Origin of the sequence: Geminocystis sp. NIES-3709 (assembly GCF_001548115.1) — a bacterium.
Taxonomy (GTDB): Bacteria; Cyanobacteriota; Cyanobacteriia; order Cyanobacteriales; family Cyanobacteriaceae; genus Geminocystis.
In genome coordinates this window covers 2,691,502-2,705,594 of record NZ_AP014821.1, presented here as the reverse complement: position 1 = coordinate 2,705,594, position 14,093 = coordinate 2,691,502, and the positions used below count along the sequence as shown (strand labels likewise).

Annotated in this window: 8 protein-coding genes and 1 pseudogene; 6 read left to right on the top strand and 3 right to left on the bottom strand. The window is 35.3% G+C overall.

The features are described from left to right. Positions 1–237: 237 nt before the first annotated feature. Positions 238–4,563, bottom strand: a complete 4,326-nt coding sequence (locus GM3709_RS11425) for an S-layer family protein (protein ID WP_066119451.1) — start codon at positions 4,561–4,563, stop codon at positions 238–240. A 98-nt stretch (positions 4,564–4,661) separates the two neighbouring features. Next, a pseudogene (locus tag GM3709_RS11420) lies at positions 4,662–5,928 on the bottom strand (IS701 family transposase). A gap of 119 nt (positions 5,929–6,047) precedes the next feature. On the opposite strand from GM3709_RS11420, the gene GM3709_RS11415 reads away from it, so the two are divergent. The 5 genes from GM3709_RS11415 (at position 6,048) to GM3709_RS11395 (ending at position 11,786) form a co-directional block, all read left to right on the top strand. After that, positions 6,048–7,556, top strand: coding sequence for a DUF4335 domain-containing protein (locus GM3709_RS11415; protein WP_066119449.1), 1,509 nt, complete (start codon positions 6,048–6,050; stop codon positions 7,554–7,556). A 56-nt stretch (positions 7,557–7,612) separates the two neighbouring features. After that, positions 7,613–7,945 (top strand): metal-sensing transcriptional repressor, encoded by a 333-nt coding sequence (locus tag GM3709_RS11410; RefSeq protein WP_144439434.1) that lies wholly within the window; start codon positions 7,613–7,615, stop codon positions 7,943–7,945. A gap of 207 nt (positions 7,946–8,152) precedes the next feature. Next, the gene (locus tag GM3709_RS20770; RefSeq protein ID WP_173645714.1) at positions 8,153–8,311 is read left to right on the top strand and encodes a hypothetical protein; all 159 of its coding nucleotides are present in this window, start codon (positions 8,153–8,155) and stop codon (positions 8,309–8,311) included. A gap of 532 nt (positions 8,312–8,843) precedes the next feature. Beyond that, the gene (locus tag GM3709_RS11400; RefSeq protein WP_231937552.1) at positions 8,844–9,875 is read left to right on the top strand and encodes an AI-2E family transporter; all 1,032 of its coding nucleotides are present in this window, start codon (positions 8,844–8,846) and stop codon (positions 9,873–9,875) included. 150 nt (positions 9,876–10,025) lie between these two features. Further along, a complete protein-coding gene (locus tag GM3709_RS11395; protein ID WP_066119441.1) occupies positions 10,026–11,786 on the top strand; it encodes a succinate dehydrogenase/fumarate reductase flavoprotein subunit in 1,761 nt (586 codons plus the stop codon). An 81-nt stretch (positions 11,787–11,867) separates the two neighbouring features. Here the strand turns inward: GM3709_RS11395 and gltX are convergent, their stop codons facing one another. After that, positions 11,868–13,307 carry a glutamate--tRNA ligase gene (gene gltX, locus GM3709_RS11390; RefSeq protein WP_066119439.1) on the bottom strand — a complete coding sequence of 480 codons (1,440 nt, stop codon included), beginning with the start codon at positions 13,305–13,307 and terminating at the stop codon, positions 11,868–11,870. Positions 13,308–13,583: 276 nt separating this feature from the next. On the opposite strand from gltX, the gene GM3709_RS11385 reads away from it, so the two are divergent. Beyond that, positions 13,584–14,069 carry a crossover junction endodeoxyribonuclease RuvC gene (locus GM3709_RS11385; RefSeq protein WP_066119437.1) on the top strand — a complete coding sequence of 162 codons (486 nt, stop codon included), beginning with the start codon at positions 13,584–13,586 and terminating at the stop codon, positions 14,067–14,069. Positions 14,070–14,093: the final 24 nt, after the last annotated feature.

The following is a 14,093-nucleotide window of genomic DNA, read 5'->3' as shown; positions in this document are numbered from 1 at the left end:
ACAACCAGCTTATTTGTACATATGTTACACAAAATATCAAAACCTTTATTTTTGATTATTTTACGTAAAAGCTAACACCTTCCCTCATCAAAATACTTTTTCAGCAACCCCTAAATATTAAGCCAATTAAAAACATCCTTAACTGTCTATTTCAGTTCTATTTTATTTAATACGGGCAAAATATCATCATCAGGATAAATCTTAACTTGAGGATAAATCTTAACTTGAGGATAAATATTAGATGACGATAAAATCTTGATTCGTCAAAGATAATCGAGGCATGACAGTTGCAATCTGGGTTTGTGCATTACCACCAACACCATCATTGTCAAAGAACAAATTACCTGTATTTCGATCGAACACTAAACGATGATTCACCGTAGTAGCACTGGCACCGATAACAAAGTGATTAGATGCCAATACCCCTGTCGTTAAATTGAAACCCGAACTCCCTAAATAGATAGTGTCATCAATCACGTTAAAATCCATAATTCTGTCAATACCATCCGTAGGAGAGTTAAAACGAAAATAGTCATTGCCACTATTTCCTGTTAAAGTATCATTACCAATACCACCCACTAGGGTATCATTACCACTACCACCTTTGATGTTATCATTACCGTCTCCGCCCTTTAACAGATCATCCCCACTACCACCGTCAAGAAGATCATTTCCTTCAAAGCCTTTAAGGGTATCATTACCACTACCACCGCTTAAGGTATCCTCCAGCACATTCCCCGTAATGAAATCATTCCCACCTCCGCCATTGATGATATTAAACCCAATATCCCCCACAATAGTATCATTTCCTCCCGTAGAGTTACCTATCAAAGTTTGCAAGGGTTGAATCTGGATGTCAAAAATATCACTTATGAATAAATTGCTCGTATCCGTTACCGTTACCTTCACGGAAATCGTGCCAATATCACCATTGCTAGGAGTGCCTGAAAATGTTTGAGTAGTGGGATTAAAAGTTAACCAACTAGGTAAAGGATCATCATTAGCTAAAATGGCGCTATAGGTAAGAGTATCCCCCACATCAGGATCGTTAAAGGTGTTATTGGGTACAGTAAAATTAAAGACAATCTGCTCAAAGGTATTTTGATCAACAATAGGATTATTTACTATGGGAGATTCATTGACATCGGTAACATTAATGGTAAAGTTTTGAGTACTGGTTGAGGTATCACTGCTAGTGGCTAATACCGTAATGTTATGAGTAATATTATTTTCATAGTTGAGTAGGCTACCATCGGCTACGGTAATGATTCCCGTTGTTGTATCAATGGTAAATCTTCCCCCTGCATTGTTTGTCAAACTATAGGTGACAGTATTATTTGTACCATCGTTATCCACGGCAAAAGCCGTAATTCCTACCACACTGCCATTACTTGCATTCTCCTCGATCGAATTTTCATTATTATTAGTGTCTATGGGAGTAGTGACATCAAACTCATCCACATCAGTAACAGTTATGGTAAAGTTTTGACTACTGGTTGACGTGTCACTGCCAGTGGCTAATACCGTAATGCTATGACTGGTGGCATTTTCAAAATTGAGTAGGCTACCATCGGCTACCGTGACGACTCCCGTGATGGCATCAATGGTAAATCTTCCCCCGGCATTGTCTGTCAAACTATAAGTAACAGTGTTATTCGTACCATCGTTATCCACGGCAAAAGCCGTAATTCCTACCACACTGCCATTACTTGCATTCTCCTCGATCGAATTTAGGTTATTATCAGTGTCTATGGGAGTGGTAACATCAAACTCATCTACATCATTAACAGTTATGGTAAAGTTTTGACTACTGGTTGACGTGTCACTGCCAGTGGCTAATATCGTAATGCTATGACTGGTGGCATTTTCAAAATTGAGTAGGCTACCATCGGCTACCGTGACAACTCCCGTGATGGCATCAATGGTAAATCTTCCATTGGCATTGTCTGTCAAACTATAGGTGACAGTATTATTTGTACCATCGTTATCCACGGCAAAAGCCGTAATTCCTACCACACTGCCATTACTAGCATTTTCGGCTACGGAATTTTCGTTATTATTAGTGTCTATGGGAGTAGTGACATCAAACTCATCCACATCAGTAACAGTTATGGTAAAGTTTTGACTACTGGTTGACGTGTCACTGCCAGTGGCTAATATCGTAATGCTATGACTGGTGGCATTTTCAAAATTGAGTAGGCTACCATCGGCTACCGTGACAACTCCCGTGATGGCATCAATGGTAAATCTTCCATTGGCATTGTCTGTCAAACTATAGGTGACAGTATTATTTGTACCATCGTTATCCACGGCAAAAGCCGTAATTCCTACCACACTGCCATTACTAGCATTCTCCTCGATCGAATTTTCGTTATTATTAGTGTCTATGGGAGTAGTGACATCAAACTCATCCACATCAGTAATAGTTATAGTAAATATTTGACTATTAGTCGAACCATCGCTACTATTTGCTTGAATAATAATGTTATGAGTAATATTATTTTCATAGTTGAGTAGGCTACCATCGGCTACGGTAACGATTCCCGTTGTTGTATCAATGGTAAATCTTCCATTGGCATTGTCTGTAAGACTATAAGTAACAGTGTTATTTGTACCATCGTTATCCACGGCAAAAGCCGTAATTCCTACCACACTGCCATTACTAGCATTCTCCTCGATCGAATTTTCGTTATTATTAGTGTCTATGGGAGTAGTGACATCAAACTCATCCACATCAGTAACAGTTATGGTAAAGTTTTGACTACTGGTTGAACTATCACTGCTAGTAGCTAATACCGTAATGCTATGACTGGTGGCATTTTCAAAATTGAGTAGGCTACCATCGGCTACCGTGACAACTCCCGTGATGGCATCAATGGCAAATCTTCCATTGGCATTGTCTGTCAAACTATAGGTAACAGTGTTATTTGTACCATCGTTATCCACTGCAAAAGCCGTAATTCCTACCACACTGCCATTACTTGGATTCTCCTCGATCGAATTTTCATCACTATCATTATCGGTAGGTATGGTGACATCAAACTCATCCACATCAGTAACAGTAATAGCAATATTTTGAGACGCTGTTAAAAAACCATCGGTAGCACTAACTATAATGTTGTAAATTCGATCGAAATTGCTGTCATCAGGAATTTCAAAATTGGGCGTTGCTTTAAAAGTAATTTCTCCCGTTGGGCTTAAGTTGAATAAATCAACATCGACTCCTGTTAAAGTATAAGTTAAAGTAATATTTTCTGGGTCTGTTGCCGTTGCGGTATAAACTATACCAGTGCCATTTTCAGCAAAATTCAGAGAAACTGAAGGAGGATTGAAAATAGGGGCTTGATTATCCGTGATATTAATATTTTGAGAAGTGGTAGTACCCAAAAGCAATCCACTAGAACCTGTATTAGACACATTAGAAATACTTATAACTGCTGTCTCTGTGCCTTCCACGATACTGTCATTTTGAATCGTAAAAGTAACACTACCATTGGTTTGACCATTTAAGATGGTAATAATATTATTACTGAGAATATAATCGCTACCAGTAATATTTGTTCCCGATACACTTAAATTAACTGTTTGATCACCTAATACGGCTTCTGGTGTGGTAGCGGTGACAGTAATAACCGTTGTACCAACTTCACTGCCCGTATTACTACTTACCGATAAATCAACGGGAAAGTCATTTTCTGCGATCGTTCCGATAACTTGAGGAGGAGAATTACTAACTCCAGAACTAGAAACTACATTGACGATAAACTCTGCGGTTTTATCTGGGCGATAAGTGGAATCATCAATGGGAGTTAATTCTATCAGCCATCCTGTGACTAATCCAAGAGGTGGAACTTCTATGGCATTACCGACATTAGCAGTGAATGATTGACTAGAATTAGTGGAATTTTTTACGGTAAAAGAGGCAAAATCATCGGTAGTAATAGTAATACGAATAAAAGGGTTTACCTGATTATTAACATTTGACCATACGATCGCCATATTGTTCAAAATTTGCCCTTCCGTGCCTGTAAAATTACTTACAGTTCTAATAAATAGAACTTCTGGAACAGTAACATCAACTTGTTCGATCGATAATAAACTATCTTCTAAAAATACGATCGAGCTATCATCTTCAGTTTTGATTCTGTCTAACTCTGTGTATGATAAAATTTGATTTTGTACAAGGGAGGCAAAATATTCCCCTTCATCTCCTTGAGTATCCGTAGTGTTTAAAATATCATCAAGATAATGACCATATTCTTCTAATAAAACTCTGACAATTAAATCAGTATTATTACTGTTAATTAATTCTTGTGAGAGATAAATAGTCTCATTTTCACTGGCATAAGCACCATAACTGTTATTAATAAGGGAAGAAGCAACAATCTTAATAGTGGGTAATGTCCATGTGGAATTAAGCCATTGGTTTTGTAGGGAGTTGATTTGCTCATTATGTCCAAAAACTTCTGTCATGTCGAGGTTGAAGTTATCCTGTAAAGCAAAATTTGCCAAAATGGGATTAAGCAATTCCAATAATGAATTTTCATTTTGACTCAAAGACATGACAATTACTCCTAGACTATTAAGATTATTTCTATGATAAAATAATTCAACCTCAAATTAAAATGTCAAATATTAAGCTAACGGTACTTAGACAAAAATTATGCCCAAATAAACCCTAAACTTGCTTTATATAAGCTAAATACTTCCACATTATCTTTTAACCATTGAAAGAAACGAAAAGATACTGCCGTCCGAAACGCTTCCAATGCCTCTGCAAAAGTATTTAAGGGTTTATTTCCCCATTGCCTTCTCAATCCCCCTGTCAAACGATGCCATTGAATAAAAGTATCGGCGCAAAATACCAATATAAAATGTCTCATTAAACTTCTTTTATTTCTCACTTGGTATTCTGATAAGCCTAACCATCCCTTAATTTCACGGTAAAATACTTCTATCCAATTTCTTGATGTATAAGTTTCTACTATCCAATTTGCACAGACTTTTTCTCCTGTTTCATTGGTCATTAAATAATCAATATCTGTGGACTTTTCAAAACTGGGAGCATTCATGACGATAGCTACGGTTTTTATTCCTGATAAGGCTGATAATTTAATTTTTATGGTTGCTACCCAAAGAGTTTTTTCTCTATTTTTACCTGTTTTTATTTCTTCAAAACTCTCTTGAGGTAATAATTTAGCTATTTCATCTATTCTTTTTTCAGACTCTCTCAAATCTTCTTTTACTACTTGTACTAATCTATTTTTTGCAATAATTCCTATATATTTTAAATTTTTTTGTTCTAATTTTTCTAATAAATTAGTATTGTTCCCATAACCCCCATCCATTAAAATTATTTGAGGATGGTAATTTCGGTTTAAACATTTTTCAATTAAATTAAAGGCAATATCGGGTTTTTTTTGAAATTGTGGGTCATCTTTTCCCAAGGGGAAATTTTCCGCTTTTTCATATAATTCAACGTCTAAGGGAAAACTTCTGACCCCATCATAAATGTGGGTGGTGACTGCGGATATTACCATTATCAGTTTTGCCAATTTCACCAATATATTGTCGTCCCACACAGTCAGTAAAATTGCCACTTTTACGATGACCTGAATCATCGATAATTAAAGAGAAAGAGCGACTTATTTTAGTTTGACGACATGAGGCAATAATTTCTAGTCTTTTATTATTTACCTCATCATAATTCCAAGTGGATTCTGTTAGGAAATGATGTAACTTATGATAAGTAATATCAAGATTATTATGGGCAATTTGAGTGAGATTTTTTCTTTGAGAATCACCTAATAAACCGCCCAAATAATTTCTAAACTCTCGTTTTTGTGCTTTTGTTTTTAATACAGGGTCTATTTTTTGGCACCAACGCTCGAAACAGGGTGGCATTGATGAAGATGTGATTTCTTTCATTTTGACCTAAAAACAATATAATGTAAATATTATAGCTTAATTGTTGTTATTGTTTTGTCTAAGTACCGTTATTCATTATTAATTGTTAAGATATGTAATAATAGGCTTTTGTTTAGTCCATGCCAAAAAAAGGCATATTTGCATTTAGTATGGTCATTAATACTTCTTCTTTTCGGCGTTATACTCCCCCTACTTGTACTTTAGAGATTTATCATCCTCATTCTTTTTGGGGTAATTGGGGTGCAAAAACTTTTCCTCCACAGTTTAGTTTTCAACTCCATTTTGATGATCCAAGATTACCTAAAAATGAAAAAAGTGTTATATTAGGCGATCGAAATTTGCTAGAAAAGTTGAGAGAAAAAGTTAATGAATATATTGCTAAATATTTAGAGATTAACAGTTTAGAGGTAGAATCTTTAACCTGTGAATTGCCCTCAGATAATCAAGAAGAATTTATCTCTATCAGTCGAGACTCCACCTATCGTCATCGATTATTTTATCAATGTTTTTTCCCAAAAGAGGAGATATTAGAGATAATTTTAACTAATACTCAATTATTTGACTTTGTTAACGCTCTTTCTTCTTACTATCATGATGCAACAAAACCGATTCCTGAAAAAAACGAATCTATTTCAAGTCACATTGGATTAAGTATTACCATTACCGCTTTAACTTTTGTGATAGGAGGGGGAATTTGGTGGCGTTATGAGCAACAAATAGCAGATAATCAAACTAATACAGATCAATTGAGTACAGAAACCCCTCAATCTAACATAGAAGATGTTATTCCTCCTACTCCTATTGACCCTAAGACTATACCCTCGATCGTAGCACCAGAAGTACCTGAAAATCTCAAAAATAGAAATCCTTTATTACCTCCTCCTCCCACTATTACTCAACCCCCTCAAGGAGAGACTAATATTGTCGGTAACAACATAAAAGAAAATAATATTTCTCCTCAACCCAATCAATCCGCAGAAATTATTATTGCACCACCACCACTTGCACCACCAATTTCTAATTTACCGCCTCCAGTATTAGAACAAACAAACCCTAATATTATCACCCTTCAACCATCTCCTTCGACGGTTACACCTTCTTTTCAACCGACTAAACCCCTCTCACCACCGTCAAAACCTCAATACCCTTCTCGTCTTTCCACATTACCTACTTTACAACCAAATAATTCTAATAAAGTACCAAATTCTTTACCGAATAACTCCTCTAATACTATTCAAGCAGGGATTAATACTTTAAATAGTGTGTCTCCTAATGTTATTGGCAATAGCCCTAATTTTGAGCAACAAGTGAGCCGTTTAGACTCATCCCTAAATCAGAAAAAATCTGGTGGACTTGTTTCTAATGAAGTGAAACAATATTTTCAGGATAAATGGCAACCTCCCGAAAATTTGAAACAAAGTATTGAGTATCGGTTAAAATTCAGTCAAAATGGCTCTTTAGCTAAGGTTACTCCAATAGGACAAGTAGCAATTGTGTTTCTTGATCGAACAGGAATACCATTATTAGGAGAAAAAATCACCTCATCTTTTTCTGATCAAGAGGAAGTAACTGTAAGATTAATCTTAAGTCCTAGTGGTAATGTACAAACTTTTGACGAGTCGAAATAAATAATAACTTAACAAAATATCCACTAAAATTAAAATAATCAATATACGAAAATTCCATGACACAAAGTTTTCCTGATAATCTTCCCCATTCTCACACCCATTCTCATCATGGCCACATTCATAGTGAAGAATCCCAGAAAAAAATAATCAATCGTTTATCTCGCATTGAAGGTCATGTTAGAGGTATAAAGAATATGATAACGGAGGGGAGAGATTGTCCCGAAGTTTTAATTCAAGTTGCAGCCATTCGGGGGGCTTTAGATAGGGTAGCTAGGTTAATTCTGGATGAACATTTAAGCGAATGTATTACTCGTGCCGCTAAAGATGGTAGTATTGATCAAGAAATAGATGCGTTAAAATCTGCTCTCGATCGTTTTTTACCATCTTAAGAACTAAAGTGTTATAATTTTTATGGGAATAAAGATTTAGTGATCAATATTAATATAATCAAGTAATAATCTTAACTCTCTACAAAAAAGCTACTTCGGGAAATGTGCAATATAAATTTTGTTCTTCCATGAAAAAAGCATTTTTTACCGCTTCTAGTTATCTCAAATTTTGACATTAGAAGTAATTTATTTATTTACGAGGACAGAATGGCTAAAAGTAATCCTAAAAAAGAAAAAGCAGAACGTAACAAGGCTTACGCCCGACAGTTTAGAAAAAAAACTACCAGTTTTAACTCCAAGTTTAAAAGAAAAGATTACAATAATAGCAATGGCACTAATCGACCATCGGAAGATAGCCAAGAGTAACATAATTCTAAGCCGTTATGAGATTAATTGAGTAGGAAAACTGCTTATATTGTCTTTATTAGTTCAAGGCCACCAATTCGGAATATCTATTAAGATAATTCTGGCTTGGTGGTTTTGTTTAGGGATATTCTCAAACTTTTCTTAGTCACATCATTTCTTTGTTTTTCTTCTTTTAACTCCTACAGCACTTTTCCAATGAATAAAGCACATTTTTATCTCTCGCAAAGTCGCAAAGGAGAATGCAAAGTGTGGTTTAAAGAAATAAAAGCTACTGCAATACAAATACACTGAACTCAGGTGATAATGATTTTATCTATCTTCTTTTTTATTTATGATTAATCAAATTATTTTTTTGGGTAAGGTTTTATTATTATCCACTATAATTTCTATTTTAATTAAGCATGGTTTAGATAATTTTTTAATTCAATCAGAAACTTATCTCGCTCCTGTTATAATATTTTCTCCTGTAATTATTATTTTTATAATATTATTAATCAGACAGAAAAATACTATTAATTCTTAGGATAAACTAATGATGGATTTTGCTAAATGGATTAGTTTTAGTTTAGTAATAATTTTTGTCTATATTATTTGGCAAATAAGGCAAATACTTTTATTAGTTTTTACAGCAGTTGTTTTCGCTTTAATTTTAAATATTCTCGTTAAAAAGTTAGCTAGTTTTGGTTTGAAAAGGGGTTATGCCGTTTTATTAGCCATCGCAACTTTATTAGGGATAATTGCTTTTTTTATTGTGATAGTTATTCCCTCACTTTTAGTTCAATTTCAGGATTTATATAATCTTGTTCCTTTGGGAATTCAAAAGTTAATTTTAGAAGTCGATCGATTCAAATATAATCTTTCTTCTGAATGGATTAATTCTTTTCCCGATTTAAAACAAATTTTATTGAATTTACAACCATTACTGAATGATTTATTGAAAAGAGGTGTGATAGTAATATCAGGCGTTTTTGGTGCTTTATTAAGTGGATTATTATTACTAGCTTTGACCTTAATGATTTTAGTTGATCCTTTACCCTATAAAGAGGGATTCGTCCGTCTATTTCCAGCATTTTATCGATCGAGAATTAATAAAATTTTAATGCTAACAAAAATAGAATTAGAAGAATGGTTAGCCGATACATTTATTAAAATATTTTGCGTCTTTATCCTAACTTTTTTAACATTATTAATTCTTCATATTCCCTTAGTTTCTGCCCAAGCCTTTTTAGCCGCCTTTTTAGCATTTATTCCTTATCTTGGCTCTGTTACCAGTGTAATTTCTCCCATGGCGATCGCTTTTTTATATTCAGATTGGAAATCATGGATAATTTTAATAATTTACATTGGAATCTATCATCTAATCGATAAAGTAATTATTCCTAAATTCAGAAAAAATAGAGTAGTATTAATTCCAGCAAATGTGATAATTGGACAAGTTATTTTTGCTAGTTTTTTCGGTTTATTAGGACTTTTTTTAGCCTTTCCTTTAATAATTATTACTCAAATCCTCATTAAAGAAATTTTAATTAAAGATATTTTTGACCATTGGCAAATTAGTAAATAATTTTAGTTACAAAAAAACACAAACAATATAGGGATTTTAAAAAGATAGATTATTGATACTTTTAATAAAACTTTATAAACATAACACTTTGAACAAAAGTAAATAATGGATAATAAAACGATAGGTATTGTTAACGGGTAAGAAAGAAAAATGTTAGAACATGATGTAATCATTATTGGTGGTGGTTTAGCAGGATGTCGTGCGGCACTGGAAATTAAAACACAAAATCCTCGTCTTGATGTGGGATTGGTGGCAAAAACTCACCCTATTCGATCGCATTCTGTGGCCGCCCAAGGTGGTATTGCGGCTAGTTTACAAAATGTAGATCCTAACGATGATTGGAAAGCCCACGCCTTTGATACTGTAAAGGGTTCAGACTATTTAGCTGATCAAGATGCGGTGGAATTTTTAACGAGAGAAGCACCTGAAGTAATCATCGAATTAGAACATTTAGGAGTATTATTTTCCCGTTTAGAAGATGGTAGAATTGCTCAACGGGCTTTCGGAGGACATTCCCACAAGCGGACTTGTTACGCTGCGGATAAAACAGGTCATGCTATCCTACATGAATTAGTTAACAATTTACGCCGAAATAACGTCAAAATCTATGAAGAATGGTATGTAATGCAGTTAATCCTTGAAGATTCCTTTAGTAAGGAGGAATCACATTCTCTGATAAAACAGGCGAAAGGGGTAGTAATGTTTAACATCAATGATGGGCATTTAGAGGTAGTTCGATCGAAAGCTGTAATGTTTGCGACAGGAGGTTATGGTAGAGTTTTTAACACAACTTCTAATGATTATGCCTCCAGTGGGGATGGTTTAGCAATGACGGCAATGGCTGGTTTACCCTTAGAAGATATGGAATTTGTCCAGTTTCATCCTACGGGTTTATATCCTGTTGGGGTATTAATTTCCGAAGCTGTAAGAGGAGAAGGTGCTTATTTACGCAATAGTGATGGGGAAAGATTTATGGAACGTTACGCCCCGAAACAAATGGAGTTAGCCCCTAGAGATATTACTTCAAGAGCGATCGTGACTGAAATACGAGCAGGACGAGGTATAAATCCTGATGGTAGTGCTGGAGGGATATATGTGCATTTAGATTTAACCCATATGGGCAAGGAAAAAATCATGTCCCGTGTACCGTTTTGTTGGGAAGAAGCCCATCGTTTAGTTGGTGTGGATGCCGTATATGAGCCTATGCCTGTACGCCCTACAGTGCATTATTGTATGGGGGGGATTCCTGTTAATACCGATGGTAGAGTCAGAATCAATGCTAATCAATTAACGGAAGGTTTTTTTGCGGCGGGAGAATGTGCCTGTGTTTCGGTACATGGTGCTAATCGTCTTGGTAGTAATTCTCTCTTGGAATGCGTGGTTTATGGCCGTAGAGTCGGACGGGCGATCGCTAATTATGTAATCGATCGAGCTATGCCAAATATTGATGAAAAAAAATATCGAACACACGCAGAAAAACGCATTGACGATTTACTAAATCAACAAGGCAATATCAGAATTAATAGCCTGAGACAAAACTTTCAAGATGCGATGACAGAGCATTGTGGGGTATTCCGTACAGAGGAAGTGATGACGCAAGGATTAGAGCGAATTCGAGAACTTATCAGCCAGTACGACCAAATTTTTCTCGATGATAAACAAAGACAATGGAATACTGAAGTTATAGAAGCCTTAGAATTACAAAATATTATGATTGTAGGAGAAATGATTTTAACCTCTGCTATTCACAGAAAAGAAAGTCGAGGAGCTCATTCAAGGGAAGACTATCCCACCAGAGATGATCAGAATTTTTTGCAACATACTTTAGCTTCTTACTTTTGTGAAGGTGTTGCCGTTGACTATATGCCCGTTGCCATCACTATGTTTGAACCTAAAGAAAGAGTTTATTAAAGGTCGAATTGTTCATTGTCAATTGTTCATTGTCAATTGTTCATTGTCGAAGCCCTCACCAAAAAACTTTTTCAGCAAACCCTAATTATTGACGATCGAGGAAATTCTTGTTTTGTCAAGAGCTTTTTGATTTAACAATAACCATGTTTGCACTAAATCAGGGCCATGTAACTCTCCTGTTAAACCAACTCGAAGCGATCGCATTACTAAACCCTTTTTAACCTTTAGATCTTTAGTAATTTGTTTGATAATATCATTGGCTTCCTGAAAAGTCAAATCAGATTTTGTGGCGTTAATTACTGCCTCTAAAACTTCTTTAACCCCTTCTTGAGTCATAAATTCTTGAGCTTCTTCTGTTAAAGTGATACCATCAGCAAAAAATAACCCTGCTTCTTTGACGGCATCCGTCAGACGATTTAAGCTCGGAGTAATTAAACTGGTAAGTTGTAATAACCAATCCTTCTCAGTGTCAATATTGAATTGATAACCTGCCTCTTGCCAATGAGGAGTTAACAACGGTAATAATTCCTCTGGGGACATTTTATGTAAATATTGACTATTCAACCAATCTAGTTTATCCCAATCAAATTTTGCCCCTGCCTTATTAACCCTTTCTAAACTAAACTTCGTTGCCGCTTCTTCTAAGGTAAAAATTTCCTCGGCATCAGGAGAAGTCCATCCTAACAGAGTCATATAATTAACTAAAGCTGGTGCTGTAAATCCCATTTTACGGAAATCATCGATCGATGTCACCCCATCACGTTTTGAAAGTTTTTTGCCTTCAGAGTTCAAAATTAAGGGAGTATGAGCAAATTCTGGCACTTTTGCCTCTAATGCTTGATATAACAAAATCTGTTTTGCTGTATTAGCAATATGATCTTCTCCTCGAATCACGTGACTAATATTCATGTCAATATCATCTATCACTACCGCCAAGTTGTACAAAGGTTGTCCAAAATTATCACTGTCTTTATCGGGGGTACGGGCAATTACCATGTCTCCGCCTAAATCGCTACCTTGCCATGTCACCGTACCTCTAATTAAGTCGTGCCATAGGATCTGTTGATTATCTTCAATTTTAAACCTAATTACCGGTTTACGTCCTTCTGCTTCAAATTGACTGATTTCTTCTGGTGATAGATTACGGTGACGGTTATCATAACGAGGTGCTTGATTATTTGCTTTTTGGGTTTCTCTCATGGCTTCCAATTCTTCGGAAGTGCAATAACAGGGATAAGCTAACCCTTTATCAAGTAAAGTTTGAATGGCTTGACGGTATAAATCTAACCTCTGAGTTTGAAAAAATGGCCCTTCATCCCAATTTAATCCTAACCAACTTAATCCAGACTTAATATTATCTGTATATTCGGATTTCGATCGTTCTAAATCTGTATCTTCAACTCTTAATATAAAAGTACCTTGATGATGTCTTGCAAATAGCCAATTAAATACGGCGGTACGAGCTGTACCTATATGTAAATTACCTGTGGGAGATGGTGCAATTCTAACTCTAACGGCCATGATTAATTTTTATAATAATTTTCTGCAATCTCCCATTTTACCTTAATCAGAGATGCTCCATCACAAAACGACACTTCACGATCGAATGAATTAACCTCTACTGATTTAGTACAATAAAAGGTGTTAAGTATTAGAGATTAGGAATTAGGTAAAAGAATTGATTAAAAAAATCTAAATTGATTTTACCAAGATTAAATCCATTAATCAAAACCAGTCAAAAATTAACCTAAAACCGAACACCTAATACCTATTTTGCTTTAAGCAGGTAATTAAAAAATGATTTGGTTGGGAATTGATCCTGGATTAGCGATCGTTGGTTGGGCTATATTAGAAGGGGATGAAACTATTATTCCCAGTATTGTTGACTATGGCATTATTGAAACTGATAAAAAGATGCCCACTGGAGAAAGGTTAGCGGAATTAGAAACAGATTTCGTTTCGATTATTAAAGAGTTTCAACCAGATGCGATCGCCATTGAAATGCCCTTTTTCAGCCGACAAATAAAAGCCGCCGGAGGAGTTTTACAGGCTTTAGGAGTAATTAACTTAGTGTGTTATCGAGAAGCAAAATTAACCCCTTTTTTCTTACATCAAGCCAGTTGGAAAGCTCATTTAGGTAATGGTAAAGCCACTAAAAAAGAAGTGGGAGAAATGTTACAACAAATTTTTGATTTACCTTCCCTTCCCATTGATGACAGCGTTGATGCGATCGCCATTGCCTATAGTGCATGTTGTGGACTAAGAAACTATATTACCAATTGAGAATTATCAACTGTCAACTGTACA

Coding starts and splice junctions, on each gene's coding strand:
- GM3709_RS11425 (WP_066119451.1), bottom strand. CDS start 4,563: ATGTCTTTGAGTCAAAATGAAAATTCATTATTGGAATTGCTTAATCCC.
- GM3709_RS11415 (WP_066119449.1), top strand. CDS start 6,048: ATGCCAAAAAAAGGCATATTTGCATTTAGTATGGTCATTAATACTTCT.
- GM3709_RS11410 (WP_144439434.1), top strand. CDS start 7,613: ATGACACAAAGTTTTCCTGATAATCTTCCCCATTCTCACACCCATTCT.
- GM3709_RS20770 (WP_173645714.1), top strand. CDS start 8,153: ATGGCTAAAAGTAATCCTAAAAAAGAAAAAGCAGAACGTAACAAGGCT.
- GM3709_RS11400 (WP_231937552.1), top strand. CDS start 8,844: ATGATGGATTTTGCTAAATGGATTAGTTTTAGTTTAGTAATAATTTTT.
- GM3709_RS11395 (WP_066119441.1), top strand. CDS start 10,026: ATGTTAGAACATGATGTAATCATTATTGGTGGTGGTTTAGCAGGATGT.
- gltX (WP_066119439.1), bottom strand. CDS start 13,307: ATGGCCGTTAGAGTTAGAATTGCACCATCTCCCACAGGTAATTTACAT.
- GM3709_RS11385 (WP_066119437.1), top strand. CDS start 13,584: ATGATTTGGTTGGGAATTGATCCTGGATTAGCGATCGTTGGTTGGGCT.